The sequence below is a fragment of the Dryocola boscaweniae genome (assembly GCF_025215095.1).
GTDB lineage: Bacteria > Pseudomonadota > Gammaproteobacteria > Enterobacterales > Enterobacteriaceae > Dryocola > Dryocola boscaweniae.
This window is the reverse complement of sequence record NZ_JALHAP010000082.1, coordinates 398,417-419,587: the sequence shown is the minus strand read 5'-3', so window position 1 is coordinate 419,587 and position 21,171 is coordinate 398,417. Positions and strand designations below refer to the sequence as shown.

Sequence of the window (21,171 nt, the reverse complement as noted above, 5' to 3'; positions counted from 1 at the left end):
GGAGAGGGAAGGTCTTTTATTTGATTTCCAGTACGTCCAGACGTTGCAGCGGCGTTTCGCTGTCGTCTTCTTCTGGCTGCCAGCCGGCAGGCCGCATCGGCAGTTCTTCACGATCGAACGCCAGATCGCCGCCGTCCACCACTTCCGCGCCGTGTTTCAGGCCCTTGAAGTCGAACAGTTCGGTATCGCACAGGTGTGAAGGCACCACGTTTTGCATCGCGCTGAACATGGTTTCGATACGGCCAGGATAGCGTTTATCCCAGTCGCGCAGCATTTCGCCAATGACCTGACGCTGTAAATTAGGCTGCGAGCCACAAAGGTTGCACGGAATGATAGGGTATTCGCGCGCGATGGCGAAACGCTCAATATCTTTCTCGCGGCAGTAGGCCAGCGGACGAATAACAATGTGCTTGCCGTCGTCGCTCATTAATTTCGGCGGCATGCCTTTCATCTTCCCGCCGTAGAACATATTCAGGAACAGCGTTTGCAGAATGTCATCACGATGGTGGCCAAGAGCGATCTTAGTCGCGCCCAGCTCCGTGGCCGTGCGATACAAAATGCCGCGACGCAGGCGAGAACATAAAGAACAGGTCGTTTTACCTTCCGGAATCTTGTCTTTTACGATGCCGTAAGTGTTCTCTTCGACAATCTTATATTCAATGCCGATGCTCTCCAGCCAGGCCGGGAGAATATGTTCCGGAAAGCCAGGCTGTTTCTGATCGAGGTTAACCGCCACCAGGCTGAAGCTGATGGGCGCGCTTTGCTGCAGGTTGCGCAAAATTTCCAGCATGGTGTAGCTGTCTTTACCACCGGAGAGGCAAACCATAATGCGGTCGCCGTCTTCGATCATATTGTAATCAGCAATCGCTTCGCCCACGTTGCGGCGCAGACGTTTTTGTAATTTGTTCAGATTGTACTGTTCTTTTTGACTGGTCATGGAATTCTCGGGCTGTAAACCAACACGCGTAACGCGTAATGCTGGCGTGTATGGTACGGATCGGCGCGCCGAATGCCAGAAAGTTTTACAGCGGCATTCAGGCAAACATCAATCATTAACGGTGCAGAATGCGGAGCCTGAATACCTTTACGAAGCCCTGGGGCCGTTAAGTGTGCCTTCAGGCGATTTTTATGAAGAAAATCGCGGAGCTTTCGATCCCTTACGCTTCCCCTTCAATCTAAAAACTTTCCCTCCCTTCGCATCATGGCGCGCTCTGAAAATTGTGCTAGTTTTTCTAAGGGTAATAACAAGAGAGCGGATTAATGAGGCAGGATGAAGAACGTGCGCAGTTAATCGGCTGCGCCATTGGTGCGGCAGTGGTCAGTTTGATAGCCGAAGGAACCGTAATAAATCGCGACAACATCATTGATGAACTGTACCGGCAGGGAAAAATAATCGGCGATGGTATCGGAAGCGCAATAAGCCACGAAGCGGTTGAAATTGTGATGCGAGGACAATAAAAGCGAGCCCGGGCTGAAATTCCCGCCTGCATGATGCTACTGTGCTACGCGAATTTAAAAATGGAGTGAGCATGGGAAACCAGACTAAAGACGAAGAGCTGTACCAGGAAATGTGTCGCGTTGTGGGTAAGGTCGTGCTGGAGATGCGCGATCTGGGTCAGGAACCCAAACATATCGTCATAGCCGGCGTATTACGGGCCTCGCTTGCAAATCAAAAAATAAAGCGTTCTGAGTTAACAACAAAGGCAATGAGTACCGTAATCAGCGCCCTGTCTGGTGATAAATACGCAGATAAATGACCCTGCCAGCCGAAGCTGCTAGAATGCGCACCAGCCGCTGACCGACAGCCCATTTATCGAGAGTATAATTGTGACCTCTTTTTCTACCTTAAACATTCTGCCTGCGGAACAACTCGCCAACCTTAACGAACTGGGCTATCACGCCATGACCCCGGTTCAGGCTGCTGCTTTGCCCGCCATCCTTGCAGGGAAAGATGTCCGCGCTCAAGCTAAAACCGGCAGCGGAAAAACTGCCGCCTTTGGACTTGGTCTTCTGCAACATATTGACGCCAGCCAGTTTATTACTCAGTCCCTGGTGCTTTGCCCGACGCGCGAGCTTGCCGACCAGGTCGCCAAAGAGCTACGCCGCCTTGCGCGTTATATGCCAAATATTAAAGTGCTGACGCTATGCGGCGGGCAGCCGTTTGGCGTGCAGCGCGATTCCCTGACGCACGCCCCGCACATCATTGTGGCCACGCCGGGCCGTCTGCTCGACCATCTGAAAAAAGAGACGGTAAAGCTGGACGCGCTGCAAACCCTGGTGCTGGATGAAGCCGACCGCATGCTGGATATGGGCTTTGCCGACGCTATCGATGAGGTGATAAGCCATGCGCCCGCCAAACGCCAGACGTTGCTCTTCTCCGCAACCTGGCCCACGGCAATAGCCACCATCAGTAAACGCGTGCAGCGCGATCCCCTGACTATCGAAATCGATTCTGTAGACGAACTGCCGTCCGTAGAACAGCAGTTCTATGAAGTTTCCCGCGGCGGCAAAATTGGCCTGCTGCAAAAATTACTCAGCAAGCATCAGCCGGCTTCCTGCGTGGTGTTCTGCAACACCAAAAAAGACTGCCAGGCCGTGTGCGATGCGCTGAGCGAAAGCAATCAAAGCGTGCTGGCCCTGCACGGCGATATGGAGCAGCGCGACCGCGATCAAACGCTGGTACGTTTTTCCAACGGAAGCAGCCGCGTACTGGTGGCAACCGACGTAGCCGCTCGCGGGCTGGACATCAAAGCGCTGGAAATGGTGATTAACTACGAGCTCTCCTGGGACCCGGAAGTGCACGTTCACCGCATCGGCCGTACCGCCCGCGCAGGGCAGAGCGGTCTGGCAATCAGCTTCTGTGCGCCAGAAGAAGCGCAGCGCGCAAGCGTGCTGGCAGAGATGTTAAACCTTTCGTTGAACTGGCAGCAGGCGCCGATGGGCATCAGCATCAAGCCGCTGGAGGCTGAAATGGCAACCCTGTGCATCGACGGCGGTAAAAAAGCCAAAATGCGTCCGGGCGATATTCTTGGCGCGCTGACTGGCGATATGGGGCTTGATGGGGCGGACATCGGCAAAATAGACGTGCATCCGATTCACGTCTACGTTGCGGTACGTCAGTCCGTTGCCCGCCATGCGTGGAAGCAGCTTCAGCAGGGCAAAATCAAAGGCAAATCCGTTAAGGTTCGTTTGCTGAAGTAACCTGCGGTAAACGTCGGGGGCGCTTCGCTTACCCGACTTACAAAACGGTAGGGTGGATAAGCGTCAGCGCCATCCACCTGTTTCACGCAGCAAATCCTAAGCCGCATCCGCCAGCACAAACATCCCGTACGGGTGAATCTCCAGGTAGTAATTATCCCCGACGTCAGGCTGCAAACGCGTGGCGTTCACCTGCAACAGCAGCGCCTGGCCATGCCATTCCACCGTGACTTCATACTGCGGCCCCATATAGGCCACGTGGCGAACCAAGCAGCGCTGGCTTTCCGCACCGTGTTCGCTAAGCGTGATGGCTTCCGGTCGTACCCCCACTGTTCCTTCCGCTTGCGCAATTTCAAGCTGCGGAGGGCGCGGCAGACGATATCCGTGGATTTCAACATAATCGCTGCCAAAGCGCGCCGGGAAGACGTTGGCGTCGCCCATAAAGCTCGCCATAAAGCGTGAAGCCGGCTGGCGATAAAGCGTTTGCGGGCTGCCAATTTGCATGATTTCGCCTTTGTTCATCACCAGCACCGTATCCGACACGGCAAACGCCTCGCTTTGATCGTGGGTGACATACAGCGACGTAATATTGAACTGCTTTTGCAGCTCGCGGATTTTATCTCGCATGCTGCGCCTGAGGTTGGCGTCGAGGTTACTTAGCGGCTCATCGAACAGCAGCACTTTGGGTTTGAGGATCAGGGCGCGCGCCAGCGCCACGCGTTGCTGTTGTCCGCCGGAAATCTGGTCCACGAAGCGGTCTTCGAAGCCGTCAAGATCGACCATCGCCAGCGCTTCTTTCACGCGGGTTTTGATCTCCGCTCGCGGCGTGCCCAGCATTTTCAGGCCGTAGCCGACGTTGTCGCCAAGCGACATATGCGGGAACAGGGCGTAGGACTGAAATACCATGCAGATATCACGCTGCTGAATAGAGCGATGGGTAACATCTTCTCCATCAATCAAAATCTGCCCTTCGGTGGGTTTTTCCAGCCCGGCCACCAGGCGCAGCACGGTGGTTTTGCCGCAGCCGGACGGGCCGAGCAGGGTAACCATCTCGCCTTTCGGAATGGCCAGATTGATGCCGCCCAGGACGGTATTATTGCCAAACCGTTTCGTGACGCCGCGCAGTTCTACAAAATGAGGGTGTGTCATGGTTAACTCCGTAATCACGCGTTGGTTTTGGCTTTCGAGCGGGAAATACGCGCCTCGCCAATCAGCCAGTCAAAAATAAAGATAATCGTCAGCATGACGACGATCAGAATCGATCCGTAAGCGATCGCCACGCCATATTCGCCGTCTTCCACGCGGTTAAGAATGTAGGCCGTCGCCACGCGGGTATCCGGCGTTACCAGGAAGACAATGGCGCTGACTGTAGTAATAGCGCGCACAAAGCTGTAAATCAGCGCTGAGAGAATGGCCGGGCGCAGCAGCGGCAACAGAATATTGACAATGGTGCGCATGGAGCCTGCGCGCAGGCTCAATGAAGCCTCGTCGAGCGACTTATCAATCTGCCCCAGCCCGGCAATTCCGGCTCGAATGCCCACCGGCACGTTACGCATCACCATCGACATAATGACGATGGCGGCGGTGCCCGTCAGATAAACCGGCGCGCTGTTAAACGCCAGAATGTAAGAAACGCCCGCCACGGTGCCCGGTACCGCGAAGCACAGCATGGTGGTGAATTCGATGGTTTTTTTGCCGCGGAACTGCTGGCGCACCACGACCCAGGCGATTAGCAGACCGAAGAAAGCGGTGATCGGCGCGGCAATCCCGGCATAAAGCAGAGTGTCGAGCAGGGAAGGCCATGCGCCGTCGCTCATGCCCTGGCCGAACAGCTTGATAAAATTATCCAGCGTCAGGGTGTAGTCCACGCCCCAGTTCACCGTAAAGCTGCCGTAAAAAATGCTGCCGTACAGCAGGGCGTTAAACGCGATCCAGACCGCCAGAAGAGCGATAACCGCCCACACCAGCGTCACGGGCAGCGGCTGCACGTCGCCACGGTTAGATTTACCGGAAACCGTTACGTACGAACGCTTGCCAATCCACATATACTGAATGCAGAACACCATCAGCGAGAACAGCAGCAGGAACGCGCCGAGCGTACTGGCGGCCTGATAATCAAGCTGCGAGCCGGTAATGTAGAAATAGATTTGGGTGGCGAGCACGTCGAAGTTGCCGCCCAGCACCAGCGGGTTGCTGAAATCCGCCAGCGACTGCACGATCACAATCAAAAAAGCATTGGCCAGCGCCGGTTTTAACAGCGGCAGGAATACGTTTTTAAAGGTCTTCCAGCGCGTGGCGCGCAGCGTGTAAGAAGCTTCTTCGAGGGATGGATGAATCGTTTTGATGGCGCCATCGAGGATCATAAAAGCCATTGGCGTAAAGGCCAGAACCTGCGCCAGCCAGATGCCGGTAAAGCCGTACAGCCAGTTGGTATTGGTCAGCCCGAACCACTCCACCATCAGCTCGGTGATATAACCGGAGCGGCCCATCATCAGCGTCACCCCAAGCCCGACGACAAAAGGCGGCGTCACTATTGGCAAGATGGAGAAAATGCGGCCGATAATTGCGCTGCGTTTAGCAATACGTGTGGTGTAAATCGCCAGCACCAGGCCGAAAAAGGTGCAGCCAATCCCTACGGCTATCGACAGGCCGATGGAGTTAATAATCACCTGCACAATGTGCGCCTGGCCGAGCACCGCCATAAACGCCAGCGGCGCAAAGTCTCCGGCGGCGTTGGTGAACATCGGGATGAAAATCGCAATGCTTGGCCAGACGATAAACACGCCGATCAGCCCCACAATGGCAACCAGCGAGCCAATGACAAAGCGGTCGCCGCCCAGCCATTCCAGGCGGGTCAGGGCGAGGGTAATAATCATGCCCAGCGCGATAAACAGCACAAGGGTGGCGTAGCCCATGCCGCGTTCGGTAACCGTTGCGCTTACCACCACAAAAGCCATGCAGAATAAGGCCCAGCCAGCGTCGAAATAGTGGCGCTGTTTTTTCTCAGGCCCCGGTTCATTAAACGGCCGCAGCAACAGCAGCGAAGGCAGGATATACCACAGCAGGCTGACGTTTAATCCAGACCAGCCGTAGGCGTCGATTATCTCATCAGGCGTGGATTCAAACAGGCCGTAATCCAGACTCCAGCTCGGCAGCAGAGCGAAAGCCAGCCAGCACAGCGCCACCCACCAGATAATAGCGTCCCGCTTTTGCGGGGTACGCAAAAGTAAAGTTTCAGACATAAGTGCCTCATCGGCCAAAAGAAAGAGAAGCAGGTGACGTGACGTTGTCACCTGCGGGTGGGTTAGTTACCCATCTTCACATCATTTACCCATTTGCCAATCAGCGCCTTACGCATGTCGGTCGCGCCGTATTTATCCATGTCGTAATTGATAAGCTTCAGATCGTCGAGCTTCAGGGAAAGCGGCGAGGTTTCAGCGGTGGTGTTGGTCAGAATCTGGTAGGACTTACCTTTCTTCCAGGAGAGTTCCTGCGCTTCTTTTGACAGCACCCAGTCAACGAACAGCTTAGCGTTGTCCATATTGCGCGCGCCTTTCAGAATGCTGACGCCGCCAATTTCATAGCCGGTGCCTTCGCAGGGGGAAATCAGCTCCAGCGGTGCGCCGTTCTCTTTTTCCAGCGAGTAATCATGCAGGAAGCCAATGCCGATGGCCGTTTCGCCGCGTGCGGCGTTACGCGCCGGGGCAATGCCGGATTTGGTGTACTGGGAAACGTTGCCGTTGAGTTTTTTCAGATAATCAAAAGCCTGATCCTCGCCCCAAAGCTGGGCAAAGGTCGCAAGGGCGGTATAAGCCGTGCCGGAACTTTGCGGGTCGGCAATCTGGATTTCGCTTTTATAAATCGAGTTAGTCAGGTCTTTCCAGCATTTTGGCACCGGCAGGTTTTTCTCTTTCAGGCGCTGAGTATTCACGCCAAAGCCGAGAATGCCGACGTATACGGCAGACGAATAGTTGCCTTTGCGCTTAGCCGGGTCGCGGAACTGCGGCATGACCTGCTCAAGATTGGCCGACTTATAAGGCGTCAGCAGATCCATTTCACCTGCCTGCGACTGCGGGTCCAGCGTGCCGCCGTACCACACATCGGCCTGCGGATTTTTCTTCTCGGCATCCACTTTCGCGAGCGTACTGCCGGAGCCGTTACGGATGAAAGACGTTTTCACATCGTACTTTTCGCCGAACGCTTTGGTTTCCGTTTCGCACATTTCGTTGGTGGCGCTGCAATACACCACCAGACGGCCTTTGGCCTGGGCGGCATTCGAAAGCGTCGCCAGCGCGAGGCCTGCGGCAACCAGAGAAGAGAGCACGGTCAGTTTCATATTATTATCCTAAGTGTCCTGAGGTAAGGTGGTGGCCGGGTCCATGGCCCCAATACTCCTGTCCTGCGCGCTGATGCCCGCCATAAGCAGCGGCATCAGCAAAAATCCAATCAGCGCGGCGGCGATGGTCAGCAGCACAAACATTCCTGACCAGCCGTAACGCTCAATCACCTGCGACAGCGGCCAGCCCGCAAGCGCCGCGCCAAGATAGGCAAACAGCCCTAAAAATCCGGTGACGGTGCCCGCCGCCTGCTTGTGACTGCATTCCACCGCCGCGAGGCCAATCAGCATCTGCGGGCCAAACACGAAGAAGCCGATGGCAAAAAAGCACATTGCCAGCAGCGCGTAATGGTGCACCGGCGAGAGCCAGAGGGCGGCGACGGAAATAAACAGCCCAAGGGCAAAGAGCAAAATCATCGGCGCGCGCTGGCCGCGAAACAGTAAATCCGATCCCCAGCCTGCAAACAGCGCCCCGAACAATCCGCCCATTTCAAACAGCATCACCGTAGCGTTGGCGCTAAGTAAGTTCACGCCGTGGCTTTCCGCAAGCCAGATATTGCCCCAGTCGTTCAGCGCGATACGAATTAGATAAACCAGCACGTAGCTCGCGCCGAGCAGCCAAATCATCGGGTTTTGCAGCACCGTGCTGCGGAACATCTGCCACAGCGGCATTGGCGGACTAAGCTGCGCCTGACGCATCTCCAGCGGGTCATGCCGCCAGACGCCCACCGGCGGCAGTCCTGCTTCTTCCGGCGTGCCGGTCAGGCGGCGACACAGCCAGATACCGGTCAAAATGCCGATAACGCCCGGTACCAGCAGCGCCGCCTGCCAGCCGAACCACAGCGCCATCAGCGCGGAAATCATCGGTACCGCCGCGCCGCCCAGGTTAATCGAGGTATTCCAGCACCCCCACCAGAAGCCGCGTTCATTGCGCGAATACCAGTGCGTCAATAATCTTGCACAGGGCGGCCATCCCCAGCCCTGGAAAAACCCGTTCAGCGTCCAGATAATCAGCAGCATCGTCAGGTTGCTGCCAAAGGCGAACAGGATATTCAGCACGCCGGTGGCCAGCAGGCCTGCGCCCATAAACCAGCTCTCTCCGCGTCTGTCATGCCAGAGCCCAGCGGCAAATTTCGACAGGCCGTACGAGAGATAAAACAGCGTGCCCAGCAGGCCGATATCGCTTTTGCTCAGCCCAAGATCCATCTGCATCGCCGGAAGAACAAAGCTCACGCTTTTACGCGTCAGGTAAAAAGCGGCGTAGCCCACCACCATTGAAAACAGCAAACGCGGGCGCCAGTAACGATAATCACGACCAATGGTTTGCTCAGAAATCATGGGATTCCTCCGGGTTAAGGCGACTATAGGAAACGGCGGCGGTCAGGGGATGAGACAAGGTTTTAGTCGACTAAGACTTTTTCCTGGTTATTCCTGATTTTGTTGAAAAAGTGTGGGCAGGTTAACAATTACGCGCGTCCCGGACCGGCCCTCAAGCGTTAAATCTCCGCCTAAAGCGCGGATGCGCTCTTCGATGCCCTGCAATCCGAAGCCGGTACGGATATCGCCGGCAAAGCCAATGCCGTCGTCCTTCACCTCAAGCCGCACGCCGTGCGGCCGGGAAGTAAGGGAAATGTCGACATGGCTTGCATCAGCATGCTTGCAGATATTGTTCAGCAGCTCCTGCACCAGGCGGTAAAGCGTGAACACCACGGTATCGCTGACGGGCTGCCCGGGCAGATCGTAAGTAAAACGGCAGACAATGCCGCGCTCGGCAAAAGCAAACTCCTGCACCAGATGATGCAGGGCTTTCTCAAGGGACATTTCATCGAGCACGGGAGGGCGAAGCTGGCGCAGCAACTGGCGGGTTGAATGGTGAATACGCTGGGCAAGCTGGTTGATTTGTTCGGCGGCAAGCGTCGCGGCATCGCCGTTGGCCGTGCGTTTCACCAGCATCGACTGGATTTGGATGGCGGTAATGTTTTGGCCTATTTCGTCGTGCAGCTCGCGGGCGAGATCTTTACGCGTATCTTCTTCGGCGTGAACCAGTTGTTCCATCAGCTCGCGCCGGGCCTGCAGCTCGATTTCCAGCCGCTGGCGGTAACGATGAAGATTGTTTGCCAGATGCTGCTGACGGCTGATGGCGATCCCAAGGCCGATGCCCAGCAGCGCCTGGGTCGACAAAAACAGCTCCATTTCCATCAGCCCGTTAAAACCGCTGCCGATCTGCCGGGCGATGGTGATCATCATGCTGCCCAGCAGCGCCGCCAGTACGCCGCCTTGCCAGCCGAATTTATAGGCCATCACGACGTTTGGCAGAAACACCACAATCAGCAGCAACCGCTCGATTTCAGGCGACAGCACCATCTGCGCGCCCACGCCAATAATAAAAAACAGGCTGCACCAGATAAGCAGCGAAGTACGCAGCGGCGGGTTCGGCGTCTCCTGCGCCAGCAGGCTTTCCAGATGCTGCTGGCGCAGGTACTCATAAATCAGATACACGAACGGCGTCAGCAAAATCCCGCCGGTAAACGCGGCCAGTAAAATTTGCGAAGCGGAACTTGCCAGAAAGGGCGTCAGCATCAGCGTATGCAGTAGCGCATCGCCGGTAATTGCCGCCATCAACAAAGAAAGCCGCTGCCAGTAAAGCGTGAAACGGTGCCAGTAACGCTGTACGAGCAGCGCAGGGATTGCGCTAAGAAGTGGAGAAAGCAGCATGACCGGTTCGGTCATTAGCTGTTGCTGCCACAGCCAGCCCAGCATGCCAATAACCGGCACAAACAGAGCAGGCCAGTAACGCCGGTTAAGCAGAATAAGCAGCGCGAGATGTACGCCCTGCGGCAAAAGCAGCGTGGCCTGCTGGCCGTTATTAGTGAGATAAAAACTAACGGTCCACAGCGCCTGCCAGCCCAGCCCCCAGGCGAAAACAATAAACAGCGATAGCAGCAGATGACGCCACGAACGTCCCATTTAGTGCCCGGTCAGCAACTGGTGGTCAAGAGCAAAATGCACCAGATCGATAGTGCTTTCACATTGCAGCTTGCCGAGAATATTGGCCCGATGCACGTGCACCGTTTTATGGCTTAGCGTAAGCATTTCCGCGATATGTTTGACGCTTTCACCTTTTACCAGCAGATCAAAAACTTCGCGCTCGCGAGGGGTTAAGCCTTCAAGCGCTTTTGCTGGCTGGCCGGCGTGGCGCAGGGCACGCAGCGCGTCGGCGCATAAATAATGCCCGCCCATACCCACGGCGCGAACGGCCTGAACTAACTCTTCCGGACCGCAGCGCTTGGTAAGGTAGCCGCTTGCGCCGGCGTCCAGCGCGCTTTGCACAAATGCGGTGGTATCGTAAATGCTCAGAATAATGGCGCGAAAACCCGGGCGCTGCTGGCGCAGGCGTTTAAGCAGGCTTAGCCCGTTTTCGTCGGGCATTGCCACGTCGAGTACGGCAACGTCCGGGGGATTTTTAATAAGCGCAGCCCAGGCCTCGGCGGCTGAACTGTATTGCCCGACAATCTGAATATCCGTTTCCAGACTTAAAAGCTGGGCGAAACCGGAACGCACCACAACATGGTCATCAACTAAAGCAACGGCAATCATCAATTTGCTCTATCAGGGAAGGCAAAGCGACATCATGCGCAGGAATATATTCTTCGCAATGGCGATGTTGGGAATATGTAACGGGAGTAGCAAAAAAACTTTCATAGTGACCTTCCCCCTTGCAGGGTGAGGGAGAAATTTCTCTCCCTGCGAAGAGACAGCTAAGGTGAGGGGTAAAGGTTTAATAAAAAATCTTCCCGCGAAAGATTATAATATGCTGCTTGTTCACCAGATATTTCATCCGCACGTAATTGTTTTCTTCTTTCTTCATCGAAACGCGGATCGGATGCAAAAAATAAAGCGGTCAGATAATTAACATCCTTTACATTATTTTTATCCATTATCCTGATGATATCCTTGTAACATCCATTAAATGGCATATTTAGCCTTTCTTTCACCATGCACGCAGTTAATAAAAAAGAGGGGGTGCCATATTTTTTATTAATAATCTCAATCTGCTGTAAACCCGACTGATATTGCTTGTCTGCCAGCAGTACATTTGCATACATCTTACGTACATTGCTGTTTTCTGGATTTTTATGCGTCAATATTTGCAGTTCAGTGATGAACCGCTGCTTCCCTTTACTGCTTGCTTTCGTGTATTCATCGACTAGTTTTGCACCCGTTTCAGTTGCCTTGTCCGCATAGCTACTGGATGCGATACAGGGAGATAACATCAGGGAGCACAGTAAGACAGATATGATAAGTTTCATGCTGAATCATCCTTGAAACGGTTCGAGTTTAATTACTCTTCGTATCCTTCCAGGCAGGGGGATATGTTGCCCTGTATAGTCTGCAAGTTTATAGCCTCCCTCAACCGTAAGAGAAGGGTAAATATTATATTTAGCGTCAATGATAAACTTCGCGCAGCCAATAACTACATCCTCAACGCCTGCGGCAAACATCTCATCTCTTTTGTTATCAAGAACATATTTTTTATGGTTAGCATTATTGGTAACTGTACACCAGAATAAGAGTTTCCCTGTGCCAGCAGCTTTTGCCGCATTGCTATTTCCATGCGCTGAGAGATGGACACTACGATTACCCCCTTTGATCCTCTCATCTCTGACGACAATTGAAATAGAAAAACTTGCATGAATGCCAACGCCTTCAACTGGCATCATTGCGATTTGTGAGAATCTATAAGTCCTTATAGGCATAGTATCGTCCTTGAAATGCGTGCATTTTTTCAACTTTAAACCAAACAATGAATACAGTCTGCAAGTGGAATGAGTTCAGGAATTTTGCCCGCTTTGGTTATCACCGCGATTATCGATTTACAGCGTGAAATTAAAAAGCCCGGAACCAACGGCCCGGGCTTGCATTGTGTTGCTGGGCGCTGATAGCGTTTAGCTGTCGGCGGCTTTCTCAGCCTTGCCCGCCATCTGCGCCAGGAAATCGTAGCGTTTTTGCAGATCTTCGGCGGCGTCTTTCCACAATTGTTCAGCCACTTCCGGCTGTTGCGAACTCAGGCGGCGGAAGCGCTGCTCTTTCATCAGCGTATCAGCCAGCGCGTCCGACGGCGGACGGGAGTCCAGCGCCAGCGGCAGCTTGCCTTCATCCGCCCGGCGCGGGTCGAAGCGGTAGAGCGGCCAGAAACCGGTTGCGGTGAGCTGACGCATCTGATCGTGGCTTAGCGCCAGATCGTAACCGTGCTCTTCGCAAGGGCTGTAGGCGATGATAAGCGACGGACCCGGATAAGCTTCCGCTTCCTGAATCGCTTTAACCGTCTGGTTTAGCTGCGCGCCAAGGGAAATCTGCGCCACATAAACGTGCCCGTACATCATCATGCTCACGCCGAGATCTTTACGTGCCTTACGCTTGCCGTGCTCGCCAAACTTGGTCACCGCGCCTGGCGGAGTAGCTTTCGACGCCTGGCCGCCGGTATTGGAATAACATTGCGTATCCAGCACCAGAATATTGACGTTCTCGGTAAGGCTCAGCACGTGATCGAGGCCGCCAAAACCGATGTCATAAGCCCAGCCATCGCCGCCAATCAGCCAGATGGATTTTTCAACCAGCGCGTCCGCATCGATCAACAGTTGACGAGCATCGGCGTCATCTACGTTAGCCAGATGCTGTCGTAAGGCGGCAACCTGTTCGCGGCGCACTTCCGGCGTGGCTTCGGCGTGTAGCTGTTCATTCAGTTCGGCTGGCAGGAGGTCCGCGAACTTCTCCAGCAGGCGCATCACGCGCACGCGGTGTTGGTCAACCGTCAGACGGAAGCCGAGACCAAACTCGGCGTTATCTTCAAACAGCGAGTTCGCCCATGCCGGACCGCGCCCGTTGGCATCGGTTGTGTACGGCGTGGAGGGCAGGTTGCCGCCGTAAATTGACGAGCATCCCGTAGCATTGGCGATTAACAGACGGTCGCCATAAAGCTGGGTCAGTAGCTTAATGTACGGCGTTTCGCCGCAGCCGGAGCAGGCGCCGGAGTACTCAAACAGCGGCGTCAGCAGTTGGGATGTACGGATATCGATACGTTCCAGGCTGGTGCGGTCCATCTCCGGCATGCTAAGGAAGAAATCATAATTCTCTTTCTCAACTTCTACATGTTCAAGGCGCGACATCATATTGATGGCCTTGATTTCCGGGTTCTGCCGGTCTTTCGCCGGGCAAACTTCCACGCACAGATTACAGCCGGTACAATCTTCAGGCGCGACCTGCAGAACGTATTTCTGGCCGCGCATATCGCGGGATTTCACATCCAGCGATTGCAGGGCGGCGGGCGCATCTGCCAACGCTTGCGGCTGAACGACCTTAGCGCGAATTGCCGAATGCGGGCAGGCTGCGACGCAGTGGTTACATTGGGTGCAGATCTCCGGTTTCCAGATAGGGATTTCTTCGGCAATATTACGTTTTTCCCACTGCGTGGTGCCCATCGGCCAGGTGCCGTCCGGCGGCAGCGCGGATACAGGCAGCGCGTCGCCAAGTCCGGCAAGCATCGCGGCGGTAACGGTTTTTACAAAATCCGGCGCGGCGTCGGAAACCACCGGCGGGCGCATCGGGCTGTTTTCGAAGACCTGCTGCAGCGTAACCTCGGCAAGCAGCTCACGGGACAGCGCCAGCGCCTGCCAGTTACGCTCAACCAGCTCCTGGCCTTTGCTGCTGTAGCTTTTAGCTATCGCTCCCTGCAGTTCAGCCAGCGCGCTGTCGCCCGGCAAAATATGAGTGAGATGGAAGAAAGCCATCTGCATAACGGTATTTATGCGCGCGCCAAGCTGGCATTCGCGAGCGATTTTCGCCGCGTTGACGACAAAGAAACGCGCTTTTTTCTGGTTGAGAACCGCCTGAACCTCCTGCGGCAGACGATGCCAGACTTCATTTGCATCGTAAGGCGTGTTGAGCAGGAAAATGCCGCCCGGTTTCAGGCGCTCGGCCATCTGGTATTTGTCGATAAACTGGAGCTGGTGGCAGCCAACGAAATCGGCGCGGTCGATAAGATAGGTGGAGTTAATCGGATGCTCGCTGACGCGCAGGTGCGAAACCGTCAGGCCGCCAGCCTTTTTCGAGTCATAAACGAAATAGCCCTGGGTAAAGAACGGCGTGGAGTTACCGATTATTTTGATATTGTTTTTGGTCGCCGAGACGCTGCCATCGCTGCCAAGCCCATAAAACAGCGCTTCGAGCTTCGCGCGAGACGGCAGGGTGTTTTCCGGAAGCGGCAACGAAAGGTTGGTCACGTCGTCGTAAATTCCCACGGTGAATCGCGGCCGCGGCTTCGCTTCTTTCAGTTCGTTAAAGACCGCCAGCACGCAGTCCGGGCCAAACTCTTTTGAAGACAGGCCGTAACGGCCGCCGATGACGCGCGGCAGCGTTTCGCGCTCGCCACGGTTGAAGGCTTCCGCAAGCGACGTCATCACGTCCAGATACAGCGGTTCTGCAAGCGCCCCCGGCTCTTTGGTTCTGTCCAGCACGGCAATATGACGCGCGCTTTCCGGTAACGCTGCCAGCAAATGATCCGCTGAGAAAGGACGGAACAGGCGAACTTTCAGAACGCCGACTTTTTCGCCGCGCGTCAGCAGCTCATCGACAACTTCTTCGCAGGTGCCGATGGCGGAACCCATCAGAATAATCACCCGCTCGGCCTGCGGGTGCCCATAGTATTCAAACGGACGATACTGGCGACCTGTGACTTTCGCAAAGCTGTCCATTGCCTGTTCGACGTGCGCATAAACCGCGTTGTACCAGGGATTAGTTGCTTCGCGGGACTGGAAGTAAGTGTCCGGGTTGGCGGACGTACCGCGAATGACAGGATGCTCAGGATTGAGCGCGCGGGCACGGTGTTCATCGATTTCTTTTTGCGGCAGCAGTTCAAGAATGGTGCTGTCCGCCAGCGGGACGATTTTATTGATTTCGTGCGAAGTGCGGAACCCGTCGAAAAAATGAATGAAGGGCACGCGGCTTTTTAGCGTTGCGATATGCGAAATTAGCGCGAAGTCTTGCGCTTCCTGAACGCTGCTGGCGCAAAGCATGGCGCAGCCGGTCTGACGGATAGCCATCACATCCGAATGGTCGCCAAAAATTGAAAGCGCGTGAGTAGCCACGGTGCGGGCGGCCACGTGCAGAACAAACGGCGTTAACTGCCCGGCCAGTTTGTAGAGCGTGGGGATCATCAGCAGTAAACCCTGCGATGAGGTAAATGAGGTGGAAAGGGCGCCGGTTTGCAGCGCGCCGTGTACGGTGGCGATGGCCCCGGCTTCCGACTGCATCTCTACGACCCGCGGCGTATCTCCCCAGACGTTCTTGCGGCCATCGCCGGACCAGGCATCGGCCTGCTCCGCCATAGTTGAGCTGGGAGTAATCGGGTAGATGGCAATAACTTCGCTGGCGCGAAACGCCACTGAGGCGACTGCGCCATTGCCGTCGATAGTGATCATAAGTGACCCTTACAAAGCGCTAAAGTATGAGGCTCGCATTACAGCGGCGGCCCTGAATAATGTTTTAAGTTTAGCAAAGGCCGGAAAGCGCGATTTTCGGTTTTGTGTGATAGGTATTGGCGGCGTGAATGTTTTCTGATGGGAATTATCTGAAGTTTTATCCAAAAAAGTGATCCGCTTCGCATAAAGCAACACTTTTTCTTGCCTGATGCCCTCGACGCAGCGCGGGCATGACGCTTATGATTCTTAGGTTTTGCAACGTTCAGGGGGAGAAGAGTAATGCGCGCTGCGTTTTTAGCCGGATGTGCCGCTTTGTTGTTATCAACAACACTGTTATCAGCATGCAGTAGTAATGAACCACCTCAACAAGCTACCGCCGCTCACGTCCCGCCGGGGATGCGCGCTGCTATGTCAAATCAGGGGCAGGCGAGTTGTGCGATGATTGGTGGGACGCTGAGCGTTGCCCGTCAGCTTGACGGGTCGGCAATCGGGATGTGCGCGATGCCCAACGGCAAACGCTGTAGTGAAAACGCGCTTGCCGCCGGAACCTGCGGAGCCTACTAGTCTCAGTTGACCAGATCGGCCAGTTTATACACTAAAGTATGCTGGCTGTTTTTCAGGGTTAACTGCTGTTGTGCCAGGCCAACCTGCGCGCCGCCGGTCAGCATGTCGTTGATCATACGATCGAGTTGATTAAGCTGCGGTTCCACGCACAGCATCATCGTCATGCCCAATCCTTTCGCCTTCAGGGTAGAGTCTTCAAGCGTTGCCTGGCCCATAAAGCGGTTACACATGCTGCCTGAAATATGCATATTTTCCCCGAAGCTCAGCTCCGGCATACGTTTGATGCCTTCCAGCGGTTTGCCGTCCACGCTTTGTAAAACATAGCGGTGATGCTGCAAATCCTGTGCGGTGACGCTTCCTTTGTCACCAGATTGCGCACAGCCGGCCAGTACCGCCGTCGCCAGCATCAGTGAGGCTAATTTTTTCATTTCTTCTCCCTAAGTTGTTCGTTTCATCAATGAGTTGGCGCCACTTTGGCAAAATGCGCGCCGGGATGCAGTAAGGATTATCCTAAACACTCCTCTCCCGGGCGGGAGAGGAGGCAAAACCAAACGGCAATTAGTTGACCTGATTCACGCAAGGCTCGCCGCTTTCAAGCTGGCGCAGATTCTCAAGCGTCGTCTCAGAAATGCTGGTTAACGCCTCGGCGGTCAGGAACGCCTGATGGCCGGTAAACAGCACGTTGTGGCAGGCGGAAAGGCGACGGAATACGTCATCCTGAATCACATCGTTAGACTTGTCTTCGAAGAACAAATCACGTTCGTTCTCATAAACGTCCATGCCCAGCGCGCCGATCTTCTGATTTTTCAGCGCTTCGATGGCCGCCTGCGAGTCGATTAACGCGCCGCGGCTGGTATTAATAATCATCACGCCGTCTTTCATCTGCTCAAACGCGCTGCGGTTAAGCAAATGGTAGTTTTCCGGCGTCAGCGGACAGTGCAGAGAAATGACATCCGCCTGCGAGAAAAGCGTCGACAGATCGACATATTCCACGCCCATTTCTAATGCCGCCGCACTTGGGTAAGGATCGAATGCCAGCAGGCGCATGCCAAAACCTTTCAGAATTCGCAGCGCCGCAATGCCGATTTTCCCGGTGCCGATAATGCCCGCCGTTTTGCCGAACATGGTAAAACCAGTCAGCCCTTCAAGGGAAAAGTTTGCGTCACGGGTACGCTGATAGGCGCGGTGGATGCGACGATTCAGACACATCATCATGCCAATGGCATGCTCGGCTACCGCTTCCGGGGAATAGGCCGGCACGCGCACAACGGGCAGGTTAAGTTCTTTCGCCGCGTCTAAATCCACGTTGTTGAAACCCGCGCAGCGCAGAGCAATAAACTTCACGCCTTGCTTTTTTAACTCTTCCAGCACCGGGCGGCTGCCGTCGTCGTTAACGAAAATGCACACGCCGTCGCAGCCATGCGCGGTTTTGGCGGTTTTCTCCGTTAACAGGAAGTCGTAAAATTCAGGTTCAAAGCCATATTCCTGGTTAACATTCTCCAGATACTTCTTGTCGTACTGTTTTGTGCTATACACGGCCAGTTTCATAAGACTTTTCTCCAGAATAATTTTAGTGTCAAATTACCATGCTTAAAATTTTCTTACAATTCTTAAAAATTAGTTTTCGCAAGCGGGAAAAGCTTGCCGTCTGTTGCTCATCTAAGCTTAGACGATAGCGTTAACTTCACGCCCGGCCCGAATCGTGCCAGAATCATCGCATACTTCGGCATAAATTGTCGCTGAATCAGGATATTAACCGCCCATGAAGGGTAAATACAAAGCCATTATCGCCCTGGCATTACTGTTTATTTTGCTGCCGCTTGCGCTGCTTCTGACCATCGCCAACTGGCTGCCGACGCTTGCCGGCATCTGGCTTCCGCAGGGGACGCGTATTGCCATGGAGGCCAGCCCCCGCCTGAGCCGTGGGGCGATTATTATTCCCGATCTTCGCTATCTGGCCGGAGACTGTGAGCTGGCAAACCTGCGGAACGCCAGGCTGAGCCATCCGAGCCGCTGGCGTCTGCACCTGAACGAACTCACTCTTAATCCCGACTGCATCAGCAAAATTCCGCTTGATGATGCCGCCCCGGCCGCGCCGCGAACGCTTGCCGAATGGCAATCCATGCTGCCCAACACGCTGGTGACCATTGATAAGTTGAACGTCACGCCGTGGCAGCAGTTTGCCGGCGGACTGCGTGTCGCGCTGACGCCATCCCAGCAAGAAGTGCATTATTCCGGCCCGCTGTTAGCCATTGATGCAAAGCTTAAAGGCCAGACGCTTGAGTTACAGAAGCTGAACATTAGCGCGTTCGAAGGAATGGACCCGATTGAGCTGGCCGGCACGTTTACGCTCCCGCGGGTGCCGAACGGTTTGCCGGAGCAAGGGCGCATCACTTCCGCGCTACGCATTCCGCAGGAGCCTGAGCTTATTAATGTTGAACTTGACTGGCATGAAGATCAGGGCGCTTTAACGCTGCGCAAATCCAGGGATAGCGAACCGCTGGTCTCGCTGCCCTGGACAATCAGCCAGAAGATTTTTGAAATCAACGGCGGGCAATGGGCATGGCCATATCAGGGATTTCCGCTGCGTGGCGGCCTGGCTTTGCGCGTGGATGACTGGCAGCAGGGCCTGGAAAACGCCACTTTTAGCGGCCGCATGAACGTGGTTACGCAGGGGCGAGCGGGCAAGGGCAATGCGGTGTTGAATATTGGGCCGGGCAAACTGAGCATGACAAACAGCGCGCTGCCGCTCCAGATCACGGGTGAAGCCAAGCAGGATGCGCTCATCTTCTATGCGGTACTGCCCGGAGAGTTAAGCGGCGCCCTGACCGATCCGCAGTTGCTGTTCAGGCCAGGCGCGCTGCTGCGCTCCCGCGGGCGGGTAATTGATTCGCTGGATATCGATGAAATTCGCTGGCCGCTGGCGGGCGTGCGCCTAACACAGCGGGGCGTAGACGGGCGTTTGCAGGCTATTATTCGCGCCCACGAAAATGAAATGGGTAATTTTGTCTTACATCTTGATGGCAAAGCCGACGATTTCATGCCCGATGCGGGGCTGTGGCAATGGCGCTATTGGGGCAACGGCGCATTCACGCCGATGAGTGCCCGCTGGGATGTGAGCGGCAAAGGCGAGTGGCGCGACAGCGCTATCGAACTGACCTCGCTTTCAACGGGGTTCGACAAGCTGCAATACGGCTCAATGCTGATGAACAAACCGCGACTGGCGCTGGAAAAGCCTGTTCGCTGGCAGCGGGCGCAGGAGCGCGCCTCTTTTACCGGCGCTCTGTTGCTGGAGGCAGGAAGCACGACCTTTACCGGCGGCAGCGCTTTACCCGCTTCAACGTTGAAATTTAGCCTCGATGGCGAAGATCCTTCTTCATTTCAGTTTAAGGGCGATCTTCATGCCGGAAAAATTGGCTCGGTGCGCGTTATGGGCCGCTGGGATGGCGAGCGCCTGCGCGGTAACGCCTGGTGGCCAAAACAGACATTGACCGTTTTCCAGCCTCTGATCCCGCCGGACTGGAAGATGGATCTGAAAGACGGCAATCTTTATGCGCAAATCGCCTTTTCTGCCGCAAGCGGGCAAGGCTTTGAAGCCGGTGGGCATGGCGTCGTGAAGAGCGGGAGCGTATGGCTGCCGGATAATCAGATTAACGGCGTCGACTTTGTTCTGCCGTTCCGTTTTAGCGATTCGACATGGCATCTGGGCACCCATGGCCCGGTGACGCTGCGCATCGGCGAGGTGAAAAACCAGGTAACGGCCCGGAATATCACCGCCGATCTCGACGGTTGGTATCCGTGGAGCGACAAACAACCGCTGACGCTAAGCAACGTTAGCGTTGATGTGCTGGGAGGCAAAATCCTTATGCAGCAGCTCCGCATGCCGCAGCGGGATGCTGCGTTGCTTCGGCTACAGGATATTTCATCAAGCGAGCTGGTTACGGCGGTGAATCCCAAGCAGTTCACTTTGTCCGGACGCCTTACCGGCGCGCTGCCGCTGTGGCTTAATCATCCGCAATGGATTATCAAAGACGGCTGGCTTACTAATCCAGGTCCGATGACATTTCGCATGGACAAAGACATGGCCGACGCTATCGTTGCCAATAACATGGCGGCGGGCTCGGCCATAAACTGGCTGCGTTACATGGAGATTTCGCGATCCTGGGCGAAAATTAATTTAGATAATCTGGGTGAGGTCTCAATGAGCGCCAGCGTGACGGGGATAAGCCATGTGGAAGGGAAGAAAAATACCGTCCATCTCAACTATACCCATCAGGAAAACCTTTTCACGCTGTGGCGCAGCCTGCGCTTTGGCGACAATTTACAGAACTGGCTGGAACAACACGCTGCACTTCCCGGTGCGCGCTGTCAGACTCCCGGCGAAGCATGTGAGGAAACACAATGAAAATATTTATCGCCGCAGGGCTCGCGGCCGGAAGTCTGCTGCTTACGGGCTGTACGCCGCGTATTGAAGTAGCCGCGCCGAAAGAACCCATCACCATCAACATGAATGTGAAAATCGAGCACGAAATTCACATTAAGGTGGATAAAGACGTCGAAAGCCTGCTTAAAAGCCGCAGCGACTTGTTCTGATGA

The 21,171-nt window shown here is 55.0% G+C and carries 18 protein-coding genes; 6 read left to right on the top strand and 12 right to left on the bottom strand.

From position 1 onward, the window contains the following. Nucleotides 1-16: 16 nt before the first annotated feature. Nucleotides 17-937: a tRNA 2-thiocytidine(32) synthetase TtcA gene (gene ttcA / locus MUA00_RS19360; protein WP_271124621.1), complete on the bottom strand. Its 921-nt coding sequence runs from the start codon at nt 935-937 to the stop codon at nt 17-19. 323 nt (nt 938-1,260) lie between these two features. On the opposite strand from ttcA, the gene MUA00_RS19355 reads away from it, so the two are divergent. From MUA00_RS19355 to dbpA, 3 genes are all read left to right on the top strand, one after another. Then, a complete protein-coding gene (locus MUA00_RS19355) occupies nt 1,261-1,458 on the top strand; it encodes a hypothetical protein (RefSeq protein WP_271124620.1) in 198 nt (65 codons plus the stop codon). A 71-nt stretch (nt 1,459-1,529) separates the two neighbouring features. Further along, nucleotides 1,530-1,757, top strand: a complete 228-nt coding sequence (gene fumD, locus MUA00_RS19350) for a fumarate hydratase FumD (RefSeq protein ID WP_271124619.1) — start codon at nt 1,530-1,532, stop codon at nt 1,755-1,757. Nucleotides 1,758-1,827: 70 nt separating this feature from the next. Next, nucleotides 1,828-3,201, top strand: a complete 1,374-nt coding sequence (gene dbpA, locus MUA00_RS19345; RefSeq protein WP_271124618.1) for an ATP-dependent RNA helicase DbpA — start codon at nt 1,828-1,830, stop codon at nt 3,199-3,201. Between the two features lie 96 nt (nt 3,202-3,297). On the opposite strand, the gene fbpC is transcribed toward dbpA, so the two are convergent. The 9 genes from fbpC to nifJ all read right to left on the bottom strand — a co-directional run bounded on the left by fbpC (nt 3,298) and on the right by nifJ (nt 16,011). After that, nucleotides 3,298-4,347: a ferric ABC transporter ATP-binding protein gene (fbpC, locus tag MUA00_RS19340; protein WP_271124617.1), complete on the bottom strand. Its 1,050-nt coding sequence runs from the start codon at nt 4,345-4,347 to the stop codon at nt 3,298-3,300. Nucleotides 4,348-4,361: 14 nt separating this feature from the next. Beyond that, nucleotides 4,362-6,440, bottom strand: a complete 2,079-nt coding sequence (locus MUA00_RS19335) for an ABC transporter permease (protein WP_271124616.1) — start codon at nt 6,438-6,440, stop codon at nt 4,362-4,364. 62 nt (nt 6,441-6,502) lie between these two features. Next, nucleotides 6,503-7,534, bottom strand: a complete 1,032-nt coding sequence (locus tag MUA00_RS19330) for an ABC transporter substrate-binding protein (RefSeq protein ID WP_271124615.1) — start codon at nt 7,532-7,534, stop codon at nt 6,503-6,505. 9 nt (nt 7,535-7,543) lie between these two features. Continuing rightward, entirely contained in the window at nt 7,544-8,872 is a 1,329-nt protein-coding gene (gene uhpC, locus MUA00_RS19325) for an MFS transporter family glucose-6-phosphate receptor UhpC (protein WP_271124614.1), read from the bottom strand. 87 nt (nt 8,873-8,959) lie between these two features. After that, nucleotides 8,960-10,501: an MASE1 domain-containing sensor histidine kinase gene (locus tag MUA00_RS19320; protein ID WP_271124613.1), complete on the bottom strand. Its 1,542-nt coding sequence runs from the start codon at nt 10,499-10,501 to the stop codon at nt 8,960-8,962. Continuing rightward, the gene (locus MUA00_RS19315; RefSeq protein ID WP_271124612.1) at nt 10,502-11,131 is read right to left on the bottom strand and encodes a response regulator transcription factor; all 630 of its coding nucleotides are present in this window, start codon (nt 11,129-11,131) and stop codon (nt 10,502-10,504) included. 161 nt (nt 11,132-11,292) lie between these two features. Then, entirely contained in the window at nt 11,293-11,844 is a 552-nt protein-coding gene (locus MUA00_RS19310; RefSeq protein ID WP_271124611.1) for a hypothetical protein, read from the bottom strand. Between the two features lie 6 nt (nt 11,845-11,850). Continuing rightward, complete coding sequence (locus MUA00_RS19305; RefSeq protein ID WP_271124610.1) at nt 11,851-12,291, bottom strand: hypothetical protein; 441 nt, start codon at nt 12,289-12,291, stop codon at nt 11,851-11,853. A gap of 189 nt (nt 12,292-12,480) precedes the next feature. Then, complete coding sequence (nifJ, locus tag MUA00_RS19300; RefSeq protein ID WP_271124609.1) at nt 12,481-16,011, bottom strand: pyruvate:ferredoxin (flavodoxin) oxidoreductase; 3,531 nt, start codon at nt 16,009-16,011, stop codon at nt 12,481-12,483. A gap of 279 nt (nt 16,012-16,290) precedes the next feature. Here nifJ and MUA00_RS19295 point away from each other — a divergent pair, with 279 nt between their 5' ends. Further along, nucleotides 16,291-16,575 carry a putative hemolysin gene (locus MUA00_RS19295; RefSeq protein WP_271124608.1) on the top strand — a complete coding sequence of 95 codons (285 nt, stop codon included), beginning with the start codon at nt 16,291-16,293 and terminating at the stop codon, nt 16,573-16,575. Nucleotides 16,576-16,577: 2 nt separating this feature from the next. On the opposite strand, the gene hslJ is transcribed toward MUA00_RS19295, so the two are convergent. Beyond that, nucleotides 16,578-17,003, bottom strand: a complete 426-nt coding sequence (gene hslJ / locus MUA00_RS19290) for a heat shock protein HslJ (RefSeq protein WP_271124607.1) — start codon at nt 17,001-17,003, stop codon at nt 16,578-16,580. Nucleotides 17,004-17,133: 130 nt separating this feature from the next. Then, the gene (locus MUA00_RS19285) at nt 17,134-18,123 is read right to left on the bottom strand and encodes a 2-hydroxyacid dehydrogenase (protein ID WP_271124606.1); all 990 of its coding nucleotides are present in this window, start codon (nt 18,121-18,123) and stop codon (nt 17,134-17,136) included. Between the two features lie 214 nt (nt 18,124-18,337). On the opposite strand from MUA00_RS19285, the gene MUA00_RS19280 reads away from it, so the two are divergent. Beyond that, nucleotides 18,338-20,980 carry a YdbH family protein gene (locus MUA00_RS19280; RefSeq protein ID WP_271124605.1) on the top strand — a complete coding sequence of 881 codons (2,643 nt, stop codon included), beginning with the start codon at nt 18,338-18,340 and terminating at the stop codon, nt 20,978-20,980. Beyond that, complete coding sequence (locus tag MUA00_RS19275) at nt 20,977-21,168, top strand: YnbE family lipoprotein (protein WP_271124604.1); 192 nt, start codon at nt 20,977-20,979, stop codon at nt 21,166-21,168. Before MUA00_RS19280 ends, MUA00_RS19275 begins: the two co-directional genes overlap by 4 nt. Nucleotides 21,169-21,171 lie beyond the last annotated feature (3 nt).